17 protein-coding genes are annotated in these 15664 nt (G+C 48.7%); 11 read left to right on the plus strand and 6 right to left on the minus strand.

Translation table 11 applies throughout. The features are described from left to right. Nucleotides 1-8: 8 nt before the first annotated feature. Nucleotides 9-635 (minus strand): lysoplasmalogenase, encoded by a 627-nt coding sequence (locus A7090_RS01955; protein WP_105272815.1) that lies wholly within the window; start codon nucleotides 633-635, stop codon nucleotides 9-11. Between the two features lie 140 nt (nucleotides 636-775). On the opposite strand from A7090_RS01955, the gene A7090_RS01960 reads away from it, so the two are divergent. Continuing rightward, nucleotides 776-1135, plus strand: coding sequence for a DUF2500 domain-containing protein (locus A7090_RS01960; protein ID WP_105272816.1), 360 nt, complete (start codon nucleotides 776-778; stop codon nucleotides 1133-1135). Nucleotides 1136-1137: 2 nt separating this feature from the next. On the opposite strand, the gene A7090_RS01965 is transcribed toward A7090_RS01960, so the two are convergent. Together A7090_RS01965 and rsmD are read right to left on the minus strand one after the other, a co-directional pair. Then, a complete protein-coding gene (locus tag A7090_RS01965) occupies nucleotides 1138-1407 on the minus strand; it encodes a DUF1145 family protein (protein ID WP_105272817.1) in 270 nt (89 codons plus the stop codon). Then, the gene (gene rsmD / locus A7090_RS01970; protein ID WP_105272818.1) at nucleotides 1397-1993 is read right to left on the minus strand and encodes a 16S rRNA (guanine(966)-N(2))-methyltransferase; all 597 of its coding nucleotides are present in this window, start codon (nucleotides 1991-1993) and stop codon (nucleotides 1397-1399) included. The genes A7090_RS01965 and rsmD overlap by 11 nt, the downstream gene beginning before the upstream one ends. Nucleotides 1994-2142: 149 nt before the next feature. On the opposite strand from rsmD, the gene ftsY reads away from it, so the two are divergent. From ftsY to A7090_RS01995, 5 genes are all read left to right on the plus strand, one after another. Continuing rightward, nucleotides 2143-3603, plus strand: coding sequence for a signal recognition particle-docking protein FtsY (ftsY, locus tag A7090_RS01975; RefSeq protein WP_105272819.1), 1461 nt, complete (start codon nucleotides 2143-2145; stop codon nucleotides 3601-3603). Nucleotides 3604-3605: 2 nt separating this feature from the next. Beyond that, nucleotides 3606-4274 carry a cell division ATP-binding protein FtsE gene (ftsE, locus tag A7090_RS01980; RefSeq protein WP_000617723.1) on the plus strand — a complete coding sequence of 223 codons (669 nt, stop codon included), beginning with the start codon at nucleotides 3606-3608 and terminating at the stop codon, nucleotides 4272-4274. After that, a complete protein-coding gene (gene ftsX, locus A7090_RS01985) occupies nucleotides 4267-5325 on the plus strand; it encodes a permease-like cell division protein FtsX (protein ID WP_105272820.1) in 1059 nt (352 codons plus the stop codon). The genes ftsE and ftsX overlap by 8 nt, the downstream gene beginning before the upstream one ends. A gap of 244 nt (nucleotides 5326-5569) precedes the next feature. Continuing rightward, nucleotides 5570-6424, plus strand: coding sequence for an RNA polymerase sigma factor RpoH (rpoH, locus tag A7090_RS01990; RefSeq protein WP_105272821.1), 855 nt, complete (start codon nucleotides 5570-5572; stop codon nucleotides 6422-6424). 193 nt (nucleotides 6425-6617) lie between these two features. Then, on the plus strand, nucleotides 6618-7112 hold the full coding sequence (locus tag A7090_RS01995) for a hypothetical protein (protein ID WP_105272822.1): 495 nt from the start codon (nucleotides 6618-6620) through the stop codon (nucleotides 7110-7112). An 80-nt stretch (nucleotides 7113-7192) separates the two neighbouring features. On the opposite strand, the gene A7090_RS02000 is transcribed toward A7090_RS01995, so the two are convergent. After that, the gene (locus A7090_RS02000) at nucleotides 7193-8023 is read right to left on the minus strand and encodes a hypothetical protein (RefSeq protein WP_105272823.1); all 831 of its coding nucleotides are present in this window, start codon (nucleotides 8021-8023) and stop codon (nucleotides 7193-7195) included. Nucleotides 8024-8430: 407 nt separating this feature from the next. On the opposite strand from A7090_RS02000, the gene livJ reads away from it, so the two are divergent. Continuing rightward, nucleotides 8431-9534, plus strand: a complete 1104-nt coding sequence (livJ, locus tag A7090_RS02005) for a branched chain amino acid ABC transporter substrate-binding protein LivJ (RefSeq protein WP_105272824.1) — start codon at nucleotides 8431-8433, stop codon at nucleotides 9532-9534. A 168-nt stretch (nucleotides 9535-9702) separates the two neighbouring features. Here livJ and A7090_RS02010 read toward each other — a convergent pair whose 3' ends face one another. Further along, the gene (locus tag A7090_RS02010; protein WP_241957261.1) at nucleotides 9703-10560 is read right to left on the minus strand and encodes an SIS domain-containing protein; all 858 of its coding nucleotides are present in this window, start codon (nucleotides 10558-10560) and stop codon (nucleotides 9703-9705) included. Between the two features lie 402 nt (nucleotides 10561-10962). Here A7090_RS02010 and A7090_RS02015 point away from each other — a divergent pair, with 402 nt between their 5' ends. From A7090_RS02015 to A7090_RS02030, 4 genes are all read left to right on the plus strand, one after another. After that, nucleotides 10963-12573 (plus strand): PTS transporter subunit EIIC, encoded by a 1611-nt coding sequence (locus A7090_RS02015; protein WP_105272826.1) that lies wholly within the window; start codon nucleotides 10963-10965, stop codon nucleotides 12571-12573. 54 nt (nucleotides 12574-12627) lie between these two features. Then, a complete protein-coding gene (gene rpiB / locus A7090_RS02020) occupies nucleotides 12628-13068 on the plus strand; it encodes a ribose 5-phosphate isomerase B (RefSeq protein ID WP_105272827.1) in 441 nt (146 codons plus the stop codon). Then, nucleotides 13068-13757 carry a ribulose-phosphate 3-epimerase gene (rpe, locus tag A7090_RS02025; RefSeq protein ID WP_240246166.1) on the plus strand — a complete coding sequence of 230 codons (690 nt, stop codon included), beginning with the start codon at nucleotides 13068-13070 and terminating at the stop codon, nucleotides 13755-13757. The genes rpiB and rpe overlap by 1 nt, the downstream gene beginning before the upstream one ends. A 62-nt stretch (nucleotides 13758-13819) precedes the next feature. Then, on the plus strand, nucleotides 13820-14797 hold the full coding sequence (locus A7090_RS02030) for a DUF7916 family protein (protein ID WP_105272829.1): 978 nt from the start codon (nucleotides 13820-13822) through the stop codon (nucleotides 14795-14797). Between the two features lie 41 nt (nucleotides 14798-14838). Here A7090_RS02030 and panM read toward each other — a convergent pair whose 3' ends face one another. Continuing rightward, complete coding sequence (gene panM / locus A7090_RS02035; RefSeq protein WP_105272830.1) at nucleotides 14839-15222, minus strand: aspartate 1-decarboxylase autocleavage activator PanM; 384 nt, start codon at nucleotides 15220-15222, stop codon at nucleotides 14839-14841. Between the last annotated feature and the right edge of the window lie 442 nt (nucleotides 15223-15664).

The raw sequence follows: 15664 nt of genomic DNA on the forward strand, positions 1-15664 counted from the left end.
AAGTTTTATCAGAGATACAGCGAGCGGACGATGAGGAAGTGACCGGCAAAATAACAAGCGGCGGCAATCGCGTTGTCCGCACGGAAGCGTCGGCGATAGTGGCTACCCAGCCAGACAAAGTTACTGATAAACAGCAACGAAGCGCCGACAAATGCAGAAAGCGCCGGAGCGGTTGGACGGAAGAACCACAGTTCACCTGCCAGCCACACCATCACCAGCGTCATGCCGATAAACGTGCAGATAGGCCAGCGATACTCTTCCAGACGCGTCCAGATAATCGCCAGTAACAGCGCGCCCAGAGCCAGCAATACCAGCGGCAGAGGCCAGAAGAATGAGAGTGTCATCTGGCTGGCGAAATAGATGGTGTATAGCAGGTGCGAGAGGAAAAACGCGCCGATGGCGTACATCAGACGTTGACGTGGCAACAGCGTTAGCGCATCGCCCAGCAGTGAGGCGCACAGCCCCGCCAGCACCAGATAGCTGATGGCGTCGAACATCGGCGCTTGCCAGGCCAGTAACAGCAGGAGAAGAAGGGTTAACGGTTTAAACACCCAGCGTTGCCAGGTTGGCCCACGATACGATGCATCCACAGATAACCATGCGGAAAGACAGACTGCGATAAACGACCAAAGCATCTTAGTTCCTTGAATTCGTTATTTTTTCGTAGGCGGAATGCCTACGGTCTTGCTTCCAGTTTAGTGGCGGGGGGGGACGGATGACAACACCATAACTGGCAGGGTATGCTTATTTCCGCATTTTCCGATGAGGGATAAAGATGAGCAAACCGCCTCTTTTCTTTATTGTTATCATTGGCTTAATCATCGTCGCTGCATCGTTTCGTTTTATGCAGCAGCGACGGGAAAAAGCTGATAATGATATGGCGCCACTCCAGCAAAAGCGGGTGGTGGTGAGCAACAAGCGGGAAAAACCGATTAACGATCGCCGTTCGCGCCAGCAGGAAATGACTCCGGCAGGCACCAGTATTCGCTATGAGGCAAGCTTCAAACCGCAAAGCGGAGGAATGGAGCAGACGTTTCGCCTCGAGGCCCAACAGTACCACGCCCTGACAGTGGGCGATAAAGGTACGCTGAGCTATAAAGGAACGCGCTTTGTCAGCTTTGTTGGCGAACAATAAGGTTATTTTTTTACTTTAAATTTCTTCTGCCAGGTCAGCAGTTCAAACACGCCGAAAAGGAAAATCCGCACCTTTTCGGCGGTGGTCATCTGCGGGCCATCTTTCGGCAAAGTGGATTTCAATAGCGCCAGCTGCATACCATGCATCAGCACGGTAAAAATCAGCGCCACGTTAACGAAAATATTCAGCGGGCGTGGGAAGGGGTGTACCAGGTTGAGGATTAAAAATCCCCAAACACAGAGCATTAACAAACGACCAATATTAATCAGCATCACTTTCTCCTTGTGTTTCGCGTTGATACAGCCGATAAGCCACCTGACCCGCCACTTTTTCCCGATGTAATGACCAGTTTGCCGGAACGGTGGGCAGACCATTTTCGACTTCGCTTTCGACATAAATCAGGGCTTCGTCAGCCAGCCAGCCGTTATCTTCCAGTAAATTAATCGTCTCTTCTAACAAGCCACGACGGAACGGTGGATCGACAAACACGATATTATGCGGTGTGCCTTTTTGCGCAAGGAATGACATCGCATTACTGTTCACCACGTGTGCATTGCCTGCTTTTAGCGTCGCCAGATTCTTAATTAACTGCTGAGAAACCGCGCGATCCATCTCAATCAACGTGGCTCCCGCAGCGTAGCGCGATAACGCTTCCAGGCCCAGCGCGCCGCTCCCGGCGAAGCAATCCAGACATTGGGCGTCAACAATGACCGGCGCCAGCCAGTTAAACAACGTTTCACGTACGCGGTCGGTGGTGGGGCGCAAACCTGGGCTATCAGGAACCGGGAGTTTACGGCCTCGCCACTGCCCGCCAATAATGCGGATTTGGCCGCTGCCGGAATGATTCGGTTTTTTCATGATAAATTGCTCAATCTGCCAGATAACACATACTTGCAGGCGGTGATGTGAATTAAGTTAAGTGATAGACTATTTCATCATTTTTTTAGCTGCTATGTACATAGCGTTAACGCTGTGCCATGAAGCAACAGCGAGGAGTGTAGTCGCAAATGGCGAAAGAAAAAAAACGTGGCTTTTTTTCCTGGCTGGGCTTTGGTCAAAAAGAGCAGCCCCCGGAAAAAGAGACAGAAGTCCAGAACGAACAACCGGTTGTAGAAGAAATCGTTCAGGCGCAAGAGTCTGCGAAGGCTTCTGAACAAGTCGTTGAAGAGCAACCGCAGGCGCATACTGAAGCCGAGGTGGAAACTTTTGCTGCCGACGTTGTAGAAGTCACTGAACAGGTTGCTGAAAGTGAAAAAGCGCAGCCTGAAGCTGTTACTGAACCGGAAGTCATTACTGAGCCGGAATCAGTCGTTGAATCTGAAGTTACGCCGGAGCCAGTGGCTATTGAGCGTGAAGCGCTGCCGTTGCCGGAAGACGTCAACGCTGAAGAGGTTTCGCCAGAAGAGTGGCAGGCCGAAGCGGAAACCGTAGAGATTGTCGAAGCGGCTAAAGAAGAAATCACCGACGAAGAGCTGGAAGCACAGGCGCTGGCGGCAGAAGAAGAGCCGCCGGTGGAAGAAATCGCTCAGGAGCAGGAAAAGCCGACCAAAGAAGGTTTCTTCGCACGCCTGAAACGCAGCCTGTTAAAAACTAAAGAAAACCTCGGTTCCGGATTTATCAGCCTGTTCCGCGGTAAAAAAATCGACGATGATCTGTTTGAGGAGCTGGAAGAACAGTTGTTGATCGCCGATGTGGGCGTGGAAACCACGCGTAAAATCATCAATAACCTGACAGAAGGCGCGACCCGCAAGCAGCTTCGTGATGCCGAGGCGCTCTATGGCCTGTTGAAAGAAGAGATGGGTGAAATTCTGGCGAAAGTCGATGAGCCGCTGAACGTTGAAGGTAAAACGCCGTTTGTGATCCTGATGGTGGGTGTCAACGGTGTGGGTAAAACCACGACGATTGGTAAGCTGGCGCGTCAGTTTGAGCAGCAGGGTAAATCGGTGATGCTGGCGGCGGGCGATACTTTCCGTGCGGCAGCGGTTGAACAGCTTCAGGTCTGGGGGCAGCGTAATAATATTCCGGTGATTGCCCAGCATACCGGTGCGGATTCAGCCTCTGTTATCTTCGACGCCATTCAGGCAGCTAAAGCGCGCAACATCGACGTCCTGATTGCCGATACCGCCGGACGCCTGCAGAACAAATCGCACCTGATGGAAGAGTTGAAGAAAATCGTCCGCGTGATGAAGAAACTCGACGTTGAAGCGCCGCATGAAGTTATGCTGACCATCGATGCCAGCACCGGGCAGAATGCGGTAAGCCAGGCCAAACTGTTCCATGAAGCCGTTGGCTTAACCGGCATCACGCTAACGAAACTGGACGGCACGGCGAAAGGCGGGGTAATTTTCTCGGTGGCTGACCAGTTTGGTATTCCTATCCGCTACATTGGTGTCGGCGAACGTATTGAGGATTTGCGCCCGTTTAAGGCAGACGACTTTATAGAGGCACTTTTTGCCCGAGAGGATTAACAATGATTCGCTTTGAACATGTCAGCAAGGCTTATCTCGGTGGGAGACAGGCGCTGCAGGGCGTTACGTTCCATATGCAGCCTGGTGAGATGGCATTTCTGACCGGTCATTCCGGCGCAGGGAAAAGTACCCTCCTGAAGCTGATCTGTGGGATTGAGCGGCCCAGCGCCGGGAAAATCTGGTTTAGCGGCCATGACATCACGCGTCTGAAAAACCGTGAAGTTCCGTTTCTGCGCCGCCAGATTGGCATGATTTTCCAGGATCACCATCTACTGATGGACCGTACTGTCTACGATAACGTGGCGATCCCGCTGATTATCGCCGGTGCCAGCGGTGACGATATTCGTCGCCGGGTATCTGCGGCGCTGGATAAAGTCGGGCTACTGGACAAAGCGAAGAACTTCCCTATTCAGCTTTCCGGCGGTGAACAGCAGCGCGTTGGCATTGCCCGCGCGGTGGTGAACAAGCCTGCGGTACTGCTGGCAGACGAACCGACTGGTAACCTGGACGACGCGCTGTCGGAAGGGATTTTACGTCTGTTTGAAGAGTTTAACCGCGTTGGGGTAACGGTATTGATGGCAACGCACGACATCAACCTGATTTCGCGGCGTTCCTATCGCATGCTCACCCTGAGCGATGGTCACTTGCATGGAGGCGTGGGCCATGAATAAGCGCGATGCAATCAATCATATTCGGCAGTTTGGCGGTCGTCTGGATCGCTTCCGTAAATCGGTCGGCAGCTCTGGCGACGGCGGTCGTAACGCGCCGAGACGCGCGAAATCCTCGCCAAAACCGGTAAATCGCAAAACCAACGTTTTCAACGAACAGGTGCGCTATGCCTTCCACGGCGCATTGCAGGATCTGAAAAGCAAACCGTTCGCCACGTTTTTAACGGTGATGGTTATCGCCATCTCCCTGACGCTGCCCAGCGTCTGTTATATGGTGTACAAAAACGTTAACCAGGCGGCGACGCAGTATTATCCGTCACCGCAAATCACTGTTTACTTGCAAAAAACGCTGGATGATGATGCCGCTGCAGGCGTGGTGGCGCAGTTGCAGGCCGAGCAGGGTGTTGAGAAAGTGAATTATCTTTCTCGTGAAGACGCACTGGGCGAGTTCCGTAACTGGTCTGGTTTTGGCGGTGCGCTGGATATGCTGGAGGAAAACCCGCTTCCGGCAGTGGCGGTGGTGATCCCGAAACTCGATTTTCAGGGGACTGAATCGCTGAATACGCTGCGTGATCGAATCACGCAGATTAACGGCATTGATGAAGTGCGGATGGATGACAGTTGGTTTGCCCGTCTGGCGGCGTTGACCGGGCTGGTCGGGCGCGTTTCGGCGATGATCGGCGTGTTGATGGTGGCGGCAGTGTTCCTCGTCATCGGCAACAGTGTGCGTCTGAGCATCTTTGCTCGCCGTGATTCCATTAATGTGCAGAAACTGATTGGTGCGACAGATGGTTTCATCCTGCGCCCGTTCCTGTACGGTGGCGCTCTGTTGGGATTTTCTGGCGCATTGCTGTCATTAATTTTGTCAGAAATTCTGGTACTGCGCTTGTCATCGGCGGTTGCGGAAGTAGCACAGGTTTTCGGAACGAAGTTTGATATCAATGGCTTATCGTTCGATGAATGCCTGCTGTTGCTGCTGGTATGCTCGATGATTGGCTGGGTGGCAGCGTGGCTTGCCACGGTACAACATTTACGCCATTTTACGCCTGAATAATAAAAGCGTGTTATACTCTTTCCCTGCAATGGGTTCCGTAGCAGGGAAAGAGACCCCGTTGTCTCTTCCCGGTATTTCATCTCCATGTCACATTTTGTGCGTAATTTATTCACAAGCTTGCATTGAACTTGTGGATAAAATCACGGTCTGATAAAACAGTGAATGATAACCTCGTTGCTCTTAAGCTCTGGCACAATTGTTGCTACCACTGAAGCGCCAGAAGATATCGATTGAGAGGATTTGAATGACTGACAAAATGCAAAGTTTAGCTTTAGCCCCAGTTGGTAACCTGGATTCCTACATCCGGGCCGCTAACGCGTGGCCGATGTTATCGGCTGACGAGGAGCGGGCGCTGGCTGAAAAGCTGCATTACCATGGCTGCCTGGAATCAGCTAAAACGCTGATCCTGTCTCATCTGCGGTTTGTTGTTCATATTGCTCGTAATTATGCGGGCTATGGCCTGCCACAGGCGGATTTGATTCAGGAAGGTAACATCGGCCTGATGAAAGCCGTGCGCCGTTTTAACCCGGAAGTGGGGGTGCGCCTGGTCTCCTTCGCCGTTCACTGGATCAAAGCAGAGATCCACGAATACGTTCTGCGTAACTGGCGTATCGTCAAAGTTGCGACCACCAAAGCGCAGCGCAAACTGTTCTTCAACCTGCGTAAAACCAAGCAGCGTCTGGGCTGGTTTAATCAGGATGAGGTCGAAATGGTGGCCCGTGAACTGGGCGTAACCAGCAAAGACGTACGTGAGATGGAATCGCGTATGGCGGCGCAGGACATGACCTTTGACCTGTCTTCCGACGACGATTCCGACAGCCAGCCGATGGCTCCGGTGCTCTATCTGCAGGATAAATCATCTAACTTTGCCGACGGTATCGAAGATGATAACTGGGAAGAGCAGGCAGCAAACCGCCTGACCGACGCGATGCAGGGTCTGGACGAGCGTAGCCAGGATATCATCCGCGCGCGCTGGCTGGACGAAGACAACAAGTCGACGTTGCAGGAACTGGCCGATCGTTACGGCGTTTCCGCTGAGCGTGTACGCCAGCTGGAAAAGAACGCGATGAAAAAACTGCGCGCTGCCATTGAAGCGTAATCGCGCAACGCGTTAAGTTGTCACAGATAACCCCTGGATTTGAGTCCGGGGGTTTTTGTTTTATGTATTCCCGTCTTTCGCAATACGACGAACATTACTTGTGTTCGTTTTTCCTAAAATCAGGTCTTTGCCTTCTCTGCCAGGCCTTGGTTTGATACCCTTCCCATCTGGTAACTATTACGGATGAGATGATGTGGCGCATGGATTAATTGAAAAATGGCGATTCCCTGCACATGCTGAGACTGATGAGGAAAAAGAAAAACGCTTATTTGAATTCTGGAAGGCGATGGATGCGGCCAGTTTCTGGGTGGAAGTCGAGGAGTTAGAGGCAGGCAAACTCGGTCTGATTAAATCAACCGCCGAATCGATAGATACACCGTTTTTTCTGGCTTATATTGGCGAGCCCCCTGCGTTGCAAAGCTCATTAGTTCCCTTTCGGGAAGCGGCAGGCGATGCGCTGCTAAATATTGCTTCCACAGCAGAAGTTGGATTACTGCTTGTCGACAGTCGCAACCAAGAACAGATTTACCTTGAATATGTCACGGTCTATGTGCTGGCTGCACTTTGCCGCATGCATTCAGGGAAGGCTCCGGTACAAAAGCAGAGTACGAGCAAGCTACCCGTTATGATTTTTGCCGCTCTTTTTGCTTTTGTGATTGCGGGAATAGTGATGCATTTTGTTCAATAAGCGAAACTGTCATCACGTTTGAAGCGCATGCGATAACCCCTGGGCGCGAATCCAGGGGGAATCTTCTGTTATTGCGTTAATCATGTTTGGGGATAATTGTAAATTGGAGAAGAAAAAAATCCTGTCTTACTGAAATTTTTTAGTAGCAATCTAATTTTGTGTCGCTTACATATTTTATATGCTTTGCTGACATCAATATCCCTGCCAAAACCATAGAGATAAACCATCGCATGTGCCCACGGATTATTCGCTATGTCCAACATGCTTACAATTGTTTTATCTGGGTAACCTGAATTCGCGATAATTTTATACCATCGAGTTAGTTCTTTTTCATCCTCGAGATTCACAACAATATCTAATATGTTATAAGAGAAATTGTCAACGATCATCCCATTTTTTTGAGCCTTTGAATAATATTTTAATGCTAAATCATCCCGATGCTTTGTATCGCCAAGTAATTGATTATCACCCCAGTAGAAAAAACTTGCTAAAATATAGTTAGCAAAATAATTTCCATTGTCTGCCCACTTTTCTATTTGTGCTATGGCCTGAGAAAATGCCATCGGCTCTTCAGTAATGAGATTGCTTATTACCTTATCGGATATTCCGCCTGAAACGCGCAATGCGCCATTAACAATGGCAAATGGACTCCGCTGATCAAAACTCTGCCGGAGAAGTTGATAACCAAGTTCACTATTCTCATACTTTTTACCTACGCTGACATTGGGAATATATTGTTCTCCGAAATATGTGCGTGACAGAAAATATATTGCATTAGCATCCCCATTTTGAGATTCCTTCTTAAGTATCTTGATAGCCTTTATATATCTCTGCTCATAATCCTTGTCACTATAATTACCGGAACTATAAAGCAGAGTTATAGCTTTTTTTAGGTTATCTGATAATTCCATTTAATATTATCCTCGTGGGTTGGGAATTTTAAAAATTGTACACGAGAATTTTTTTGTTGAATAGCTTAATGAGGTTCTTATTTAGGCGCATGCTGAAATTAAAATAGACTATTTGCCAGTATTTCGAATTCTTTAATGTTGAAGGCTTCTTTTAACGAGAGTTGGCTCCTCCTCAGTATGACTGATAAATCAGCACATTTTTGTCATTATTACGTTACATTTTTATCTGATTTCTCGTTTCAAAATCCGAAAAATGAGGTATGTTTTTAGCAGACTATGCTGATCTGACACCGCATGCATCGGTTATTACTATTATCATATGCTTATCTTATAGATAAAAGCAGAATAATGTGTCGAATAACAATATCGCAACAAATGCAATCACCATAACAATGGGGAACCTCAGGATGAACACGAAGGGTAAAACGTTACTGGCAGGATGTATCGCGCTGGCATTCAGCAATATGGCTCTGGCAGAAGACATCAAAGTCGCGGTCGTGGGCGCGATGTCTGGCCCGGTGGCGCAGTATGGCGACCAGGAGTTTACCGGCGCTGAACAGGCGGTTGCGGATATCAACGCCAAAGGCGGCATCAAAGGCAACAAGCTGCAAATCGTAAAATATGATGATGCCTGTGACCCGAAACAGGCGGTTGCGGTGGCGAACAAAGTGGTTAACGACGGTATTAAGTATGTTATTGGTCATCTCTGTTCCTCTTCCACCCAGCCAGCTTCTGATATCTATGAAGATGAGGGCATTCTGATGATCACCCCAGCGGCAACGGCACCAGAACTGACCGCGCGTGGTTATCAACTGATCTTGCGCACCACTGGCCTGGACTCTGACCAGGGGCCAACGGCGGCGAAATATATTCTTGAGAAAGTGAAACCACAGCGTATTGCTATCGTTCACGACAAACAACAGTACGGTGAAGGCCTGGCGCGTGCCGTTCAGGAAAACCTGAAGAAAGGCAATGCCAACGTGGTCTTCTTTGACGGTATCACCGCTGGTGAGAAAGATTTCTCAACGCTTGTGGCGCGTTTGAAGAAAGAGAATATCGATTTCGTTTATTACGGCGGTTACCACCCGGAAATGGGGCAGATCCTGCGCCAGGCGCGCGCCGCAGGGCTGAAAACCCAGTTTATGGGGCCGGAAGGTGTGGCTAACGTTTCGTTATCTAACATTGCGGGCGAATCAGCGGAAGGGTTGCTGGTGACCAAGCCGAAGAACTACGACCAGGTTCCGGCGAACAAACCGATTGTTGACGCCATCAAAGCGAAAAAACAGGACCCAAGCGGTGCGTTCGTCTGGACCACCTACGCCGCGCTGCAATCTTTGCAAGCGGGCCTGAATCAGTCTGAAGACCCAGCAGAAATTGCTAAATACCTGAAAGCGAACTCGGTTGATACCGTGATGGGGCCGCTGACCTGGGATGAGAAAGGCGATTTGAAAGGTTTTGAGTTCGGTGTGTTTGACTGGCACGCCAACGGTACGGCGACCGATGCGAAGTGATTTCCCGACGCCTTTCGCGTCGCTGGTGCGTTAGCTGCAGCTTGGTGATTCCTTGAGCTTTGCTCATGTGGAAATGCTTAGTCAGTGCGAAATTTTTGGGAAAATAGTGTGGATTGGCAACCGGGTGACTCAATGCCACCCGGTTTGCTAAAACGTGGCATTTATCACTCACTTTGCATCATGCAATGGGCTGACAATATTTATACCGAAAGACAGCTTCTCCTTATTTCCCTGAAAATCCTCCAGAAGAATGGCAATAAACAAGCTGTCCAGTAAGTTCAGTTGAACAATCCTTGCCACCGCATTCTGCCCAAGTATCGGTCCACTCATTGCGGGACTGAAAATAGACAAATCTGAGCATTGTGAAAGTGGTGAACCGTCATCATTGGTGATGCAGATGATTTTTGCCTTACGTGCTTTTGCCGTGTTCACCGCATTCAGCGTTTCTCTCGTCACTCCTGTTTGAGAAATCGCAATGACCACATCATTCTCATTAAGTTGGCTTGCTGCCATTAACATTAAATGGAAATCACAGTAAGCATGGCTAATGATGCCAAGACGCAAAAGTTTGTGCTCAAAATCCTGGCCAACGGAAGCTGAACCACCGACGCCAAAAATGATGACTCTTCGTGCGTGGAATATCAGATGCGCGGCTTTTCCGATCGTGGCTGAATCCGCTATCGACCTTGCTTCTTTAAGCACCTGAATACTGTTTGAAAAAACCTTATCCAGTACGGTATCCAGACTGTCATGCTCCGTGATCTCTTCTTCTCGTTCATAGGGAAGAGACTCAAAGTAGCTGATAAGCGCACTGCGTAATTCACGAAAACCAGAAAAACCAATCTTTTTGGCCACCTTAACCAGCAGAGGTTCTGAGACTTTTAGGGCTCCTGCGACCTCACGCAAGCTGGTTTCCTGAGTGATATTTCCTTTAATGATCAGCCATTCCACTATCCTGCGTTCGGTTGGATTTAACTGTGAAAGGGACATTTTTATTCGTGCCCCAATTGCTAATGTACTGTCCATTTCCTGAATTGGATCTTGCTTCGAGGTCATTTTTCACACTATGAATGTGCAGAAGGAGATAGAGAAAAGGGTATCACAAGGTGACACACGGTCAAATGTTTCGCCCGCTGAGTAGTCAATGTTTTTACGGTAGCTATAGGTTATGTGAATTTTATCCCTCTTTAAATTAAACGATGATCTAAAACCCACTTAAAACAAAGCACCTATAAAGGTGGTGTGAAATTTATTTTCACAAAAATTGTTTTATCTGTGAAGTTGATCGTGAAATGCTATTGACCATCACTAACTTCACAACAATAATTGAAAACGTAAAGTTATTGCTTGTCGGCGATAAATGATCTTCCGATTTATTGCCTGAATTTGATTCGATTATTGTCCCCTAACATGGTCAAAAGGAACACGATGAAAACAGCAATTTTCGGAATACTGCAGCGCACAGGGCGTTCTTTCATGCTCCCGATAGCCTTACTTCCGGTCGCAGGGCTGCTATTAGGTATTGGGGCCTCGTTTACCAATCAAACCACCATCGATTCGTATGGGCTCGAATCTATCCTGGGTGCAGGAACCATACTTCACGCTTTGCTCACTGTAATGAAAAGTTCTGGCGGTGTTATCTTCGCCAACCTGCCGGTCATCTTTGCGATTGGTGTTGCACTCGGGATGGCAAAAAAAGAAAAAGAAGTGGCGGCGATTTCTGGTGCTATCGGTTTTTTTGTGATGCACGCCACTATCAATGCGATGCTGGACATTAACGGCTTGCTGACGTCTGGAGCCCTCCCTGAAGGAGCATTAGGGATGACTCTGGGTATTAACTCTCTGCAAATGGGGGTTTTTGGCGGAGTGATTACAGGTTTGGGCGTTGCAGCCTTACATAATCGTTTTTATCGGATCGTGCTACCGACGACCTTCTCATTTTTCGGCGGTACGCGCTTTATTCCAATTATCTCTGCTGTCACCTTCTTGTGCGTCGGCATCCTGATGTTCTATATCTGGCCATCAATTCAGAGTGGGATTTTACATATTGGTGATCTGGTAAACAAGGCTGGCTATGCAGGAACCTTTCTCTACGGACTGATGGAGCGTGCGCTTATACCTTTCGGTTTACACCACGTGTTTGCCATGCCGTTCCTGCAAACCGGCCTTGGTGGTACGCATCTTATTGACGGCGTGGCCGTTTCTGGTGCCACCAATATCTTCTTTGCGGAACTGGCGAGTTCACATACCCAAGTTTTTTCCGTCGATGCTACTCGCTTTATGGCCGGTAAGTTCCCGTTCTATATGTTTGGAATTCCAGGCGCGGCGTTGGCTATCTACCACACTGCTCGCCCAGAGAAACGCAAACTCGTTTTAGGTTTGTTGCTATCAGCGACGTTGACAGCCATTTTGACCGGGATTACTGAACCGATTGAGTTCTCGTTCCTGTTTGCTGCACCGCTGCTGTATGCCATGCACTGTGTGCTGGCAGGGTTATCCTTCATGTTCTGCCACATATTTAACGTCGGTGTGGGGCAAACCTTCTCCGGTAGCCTGATTGACTTCGTGCTTTTCGGCGTCATGCAGGGTAATGCAAAAACGCACTGGATAAACGCCATTCTGATTGGGATTCCGTTATTCCCTATTTATTACTTTGCGTTTCGATTCACCATCACTCATTTCAACTTTAAAACGCCGGGGCGAGAAGACGATTCTCAGGAAACGAAACTCTACACTCGTAAAGACCTGGAAGCGCGTGATAAGCAATCCACATCCACCAGCGATGAGGCGAAAAGAGATGAGGTTTCCACGCTGATTCTTAATGGATTAGGAGGCGAAGCTAATATTTCGGACCTCGACTGCTGCGCTACCCGTCTGCGTGTCACTGTCGTTGATGAGAATCTGGTGGATGACGTGATGCTCAAGGCATCCGGCGCTAAAGGTGTTATCAGGAAAGGCAAGGGGGTACAGGTTATCTATGGCCCGCACGTCACACTCATCAAGTCCAACCTGGAAGATTGTCTGGACGGCGCACGTTAACAGTTTCGGCTGGGTTTCCAGCCGTTAAGAACTTCAAATATTAAGGGAGAAAACATGAAAATTGCAATTGGTTGTGATCACGTTGGCATCATTCTTAAACCCACAATTACTGAGCACCTTGTCGCGCGCGGGATCACCGTCATTGATAAAGGTACGCACTCTGAAACCCGTACTGATTATCCAATTTACGGCAAAGCAGTCGCGGAGGCGGTGGTATCAGGAGAGGCTAATTTGGGCATCGTTATTTGTGGCTCAGGGATTGGTATTTCGATTGCCGCTAACAAAGTGAAAGGCATCCGTGCCGTGGTGTGCAGTGAACCTTATTCGGCGAAACTCTCTCGTTCGCACAACAATACCAACGTGCTCTCTTTTGGTTCACGAGTCGTAGGTGCCGAACTGGCAAAAATGATAGTTGATGCCTGGTTAGATGCCAGTTTTGAAGGTGAACGCCATCAGAAACGGATCGAGATGATTGCCAGTATTGAAGCGGAGTAATGATGAAAACACAATTTTGCCCCTCTCTAATGTGCGTGGATTTTTCACGTCTTGCCCAAGAGCTGGCCAGCCTTGAAGCCGCAGGAGCATCACTGTTTCATATTGATGTGATGGATGGCCACTTTGTGCCTAACCTGGCCCTCGGCCCGGAAGATATCAAAGCCGTATCGAGGCTTGCGACAATTCCCTACGACGTTCATCTGATGGTGACGAACCCGGATGCCTGGATCGATCGTTTTGCCGATCTCGGATGCAGCATTATTTACGTTCACGCTGAGGCACCAACTCACTTGCACAGAACATTGAGTAATATCCACCAGCGCGGCATTAAAGCTGGCGTCGCTGTTAACCCGGGGACTTCCCTGCATATGTTGGAAGAAGTTTTGGACGTTACAGACGCCATTATGGTGATGTCAGTTAATCCAGGCTTTGCGGGTCAGCCGTTTATCACTGCGTCTATTGATAAAATTCGCCGCCTGAAAACGATGTTAAAACAGCATCAAAGTCAGGCACAAATAGCCGTTGATGGGGCTATTTCACCGCAGGTGGTCAGAGCGCTGGCAAACGATGTCGATATGTTCATTTTAGGCACGGCAGGTTTGTTCCGTAAGGATATGACTTACCAACAGGCCATTGCGGTACTGAATGAGCAGGTCAATTTAGCGCGTCGGGAAAAATTATCAGCTTGACGATAGCTGATACCGTCGATCCAGTTTTCTACATGATTATTTATGAATAAAAGAGGTAATCCATGGCAAAGCGTCGTTTCGTCAGCACTTCAAAAACTGAAATTCGCAGCATGACAGCACAGGAGTTAAAAAAATCGATTTTTGACTCTGAAGGTCGAGTGATACTGGCGCAGAACTACGTCGCCTTTGAAGGCTTATGTGAAGGCACTACCAATGCTGAACTCGATCAGGCATTTGGCGCGGATATGATTTTCTTCAATGGCTATTCGATGGATCCTGAAAATAAAATGCCGGGGATGCAGGTTGAAGAATACGATGAAGAAAGGGGGTATAGCACGCACTACTATCGTTTGCCTGATATGCGTAAAGTCATTGATATTCCAATGGGTATTTATCTCGAATGTGGTACTGGGGACGATATTTCGACCTCCACTTCAGCAAATGGATCAAGTTTAGTCCGTAGCGATCGCATTGCTTCACGTGAGAATTTACAGCGTGTTAAAGAAGAAGGTGCTGATTTCGTGGTTTTAGGCGGCAACCCAGGAACCCGGACATCGTTTGAAACGATCATTAAATCAACGCGCTATGCGAAAGAAATCCTCGGCGATGATGTACTGATCTTCGCCGGTAAATGGGAAGATGGGGCGTATGCAAAAGTATTAGGTGATCCGCTGGCTGACCGTCCGGCAAATGATGTAATTAAAGATCTTATAGACGCTGGTGCAGATGTTATCTGTTTACCGATGCCCGGTTCACGCACCGGGATTACTCCAGATATGATCCGTGAATGTGTCGAGTTTACGCATCGATACAAGCCCGGCACACTGGCCATGAACTTCCTTGATGGCTCAGTCGAGGGGGCCGATGTCGACACCATCCGCCAATGCGCACTGCTGTCTAAGCAGACGGGCGCGGATATTCACGCCATCGGTGATGCGGGTCTTTCTGGCGTTACGTTACCGGAAAACCTCTACCAGTTGTCTATCACCATCAAAGGTCGTCGTTTAACCTACCGTCGTATGGCTGGCTCCCGTCGTTAAAAAATATCCAGCGCCTCAGACAACGTTGAGGCGCTGGATATTTATCTTTTCTCCCAGCCATCTGCCTGAGCCGTAAACCCCAGCGTCTGCATAAACGCCGTCATCACGCTACGGTCTTCCACGCCGATATCTGCCATCCACCAACTGGATACCTGCGCGTTATCCGCCAACGTTTCTTCCAGCAGATACTGCCCCACGCCGCGACGGCGGGTGACTTCGCGCACGCGCAATGAGTCGAGCGTCGCTTGGGTGCCTTCGAGCGTAACGCGCACGGCAGCGAGCAGGCGCTCGTTAAAACGCGCGGCGTAGATACGGTGGTTATCGTCAACCTGTAAAGAGGAAGGGGAATACTCCGGCCAGATCTTTTGCAGGTCAATCCGGTCCTGGTCACTAAAGTTTTCTAATCGAATGATGGTCAGCTTCATGGGGAACCCGTGTAAATCACAAAAGTGGAACCAGTGTAGCGAAATATTTTAATCGGAGGCTTTCTCTTTTTTATTTCTTTTGGCAGGTGATTAATTTTTTTTCAGCAATAATTATAAAGTTAAAACATTAGAGAATGAAAAATGTTCAGCATAATCCCCTGAATGGTAGTGAATTATTCTGCCCTTTGTACCATTATTTTATGCTGACAACGGCGCTTTTTTCTGTTTATCTATCAACAAACTCAGAATATTATCTGTTATTAATCTACTGAAAAATAGGGATTTTAATTGCAATCATCGCAAAATACTGCGCTAAACCCTTAATCATACAGGCAAAAACAGTGCAGTATAAAAAAAGAACAGTCTGGTTTGTTAAGACTTGACGTACTCCCCGCCCTAAAGGGCGAGGATTCTTGTTTCGCGGAGCCGAACCTAAGCCGCG

This window comes from Escherichia sp. MOD1-EC7003 (assembly GCF_002965065.1).
Lineage (GTDB): Bacteria > Pseudomonadota > Gammaproteobacteria > Enterobacterales > Enterobacteriaceae > Escherichia.

Excerpts from the sequence above, each read along its gene's own strand:
- A7090_RS01955 (WP_105272815.1), bottom strand. The coding sequence starts at position 635 with ATGCTTTGGTCGTTTATCGCAGTCTGTCTTTCCGCATGGTTATCTGTG.
- A7090_RS01960 (WP_105272816.1), top strand. The coding sequence starts at position 776 with ATGAGCAAACCGCCTCTTTTCTTTATTGTTATCATTGGCTTAATCATC.
- A7090_RS01965 (WP_105272817.1), bottom strand. The coding sequence starts at position 1,407 with ATGCTGATTAATATTGGTCGTTTGTTAATGCTCTGTGTTTGGGGATTT.
- rsmD (WP_105272818.1), bottom strand. The coding sequence starts at position 1,993 with ATGAAAAAACCGAATCATTCCGGCAGCGGCCAAATCCGCATTATTGGC.
- ftsY (WP_105272819.1), top strand. The coding sequence starts at position 2,143 with ATGGCGAAAGAAAAAAAACGTGGCTTTTTTTCCTGGCTGGGCTTTGGT.
- ftsE (WP_000617723.1), top strand. The coding sequence starts at position 3,606 with ATGATTCGCTTTGAACATGTCAGCAAGGCTTATCTCGGTGGGAGACAG.
- ftsX (WP_105272820.1), top strand. The coding sequence starts at position 4,267 with ATGAATAAGCGCGATGCAATCAATCATATTCGGCAGTTTGGCGGTCGT.
- rpoH (WP_105272821.1), top strand. The coding sequence starts at position 5,570 with ATGACTGACAAAATGCAAAGTTTAGCTTTAGCCCCAGTTGGTAACCTG.
- A7090_RS02000 (WP_105272823.1), bottom strand. The coding sequence starts at position 8,023 with ATGGAATTATCAGATAACCTAAAAAAAGCTATAACTCTGCTTTATAGT.
- livJ (WP_105272824.1), top strand. The coding sequence starts at position 8,431 with ATGAACACGAAGGGTAAAACGTTACTGGCAGGATGTATCGCGCTGGCA.
- A7090_RS02010 (WP_241957261.1), bottom strand. The coding sequence starts at position 10,560 with ATGGACAGTACATTAGCAATTGGGGCACGAATAAAAATGTCCCTTTCA.
- A7090_RS02015 (WP_105272826.1), top strand. The coding sequence starts at position 10,963 with ATGAAAACAGCAATTTTCGGAATACTGCAGCGCACAGGGCGTTCTTTC.
- rpiB (WP_105272827.1), top strand. The coding sequence starts at position 12,628 with ATGAAAATTGCAATTGGTTGTGATCACGTTGGCATCATTCTTAAACCC.
- rpe (WP_240246166.1), top strand. The coding sequence starts at position 13,068 with ATGATGAAAACACAATTTTGCCCCTCTCTAATGTGCGTGGATTTTTCA.
- A7090_RS02030 (WP_105272829.1), top strand. The coding sequence starts at position 13,820 with ATGGCAAAGCGTCGTTTCGTCAGCACTTCAAAAACTGAAATTCGCAGC.
- panM (WP_105272830.1), bottom strand. The coding sequence starts at position 15,222 with ATGAAGCTGACCATCATTCGATTAGAAAACTTTAGTGACCAGGACCGG.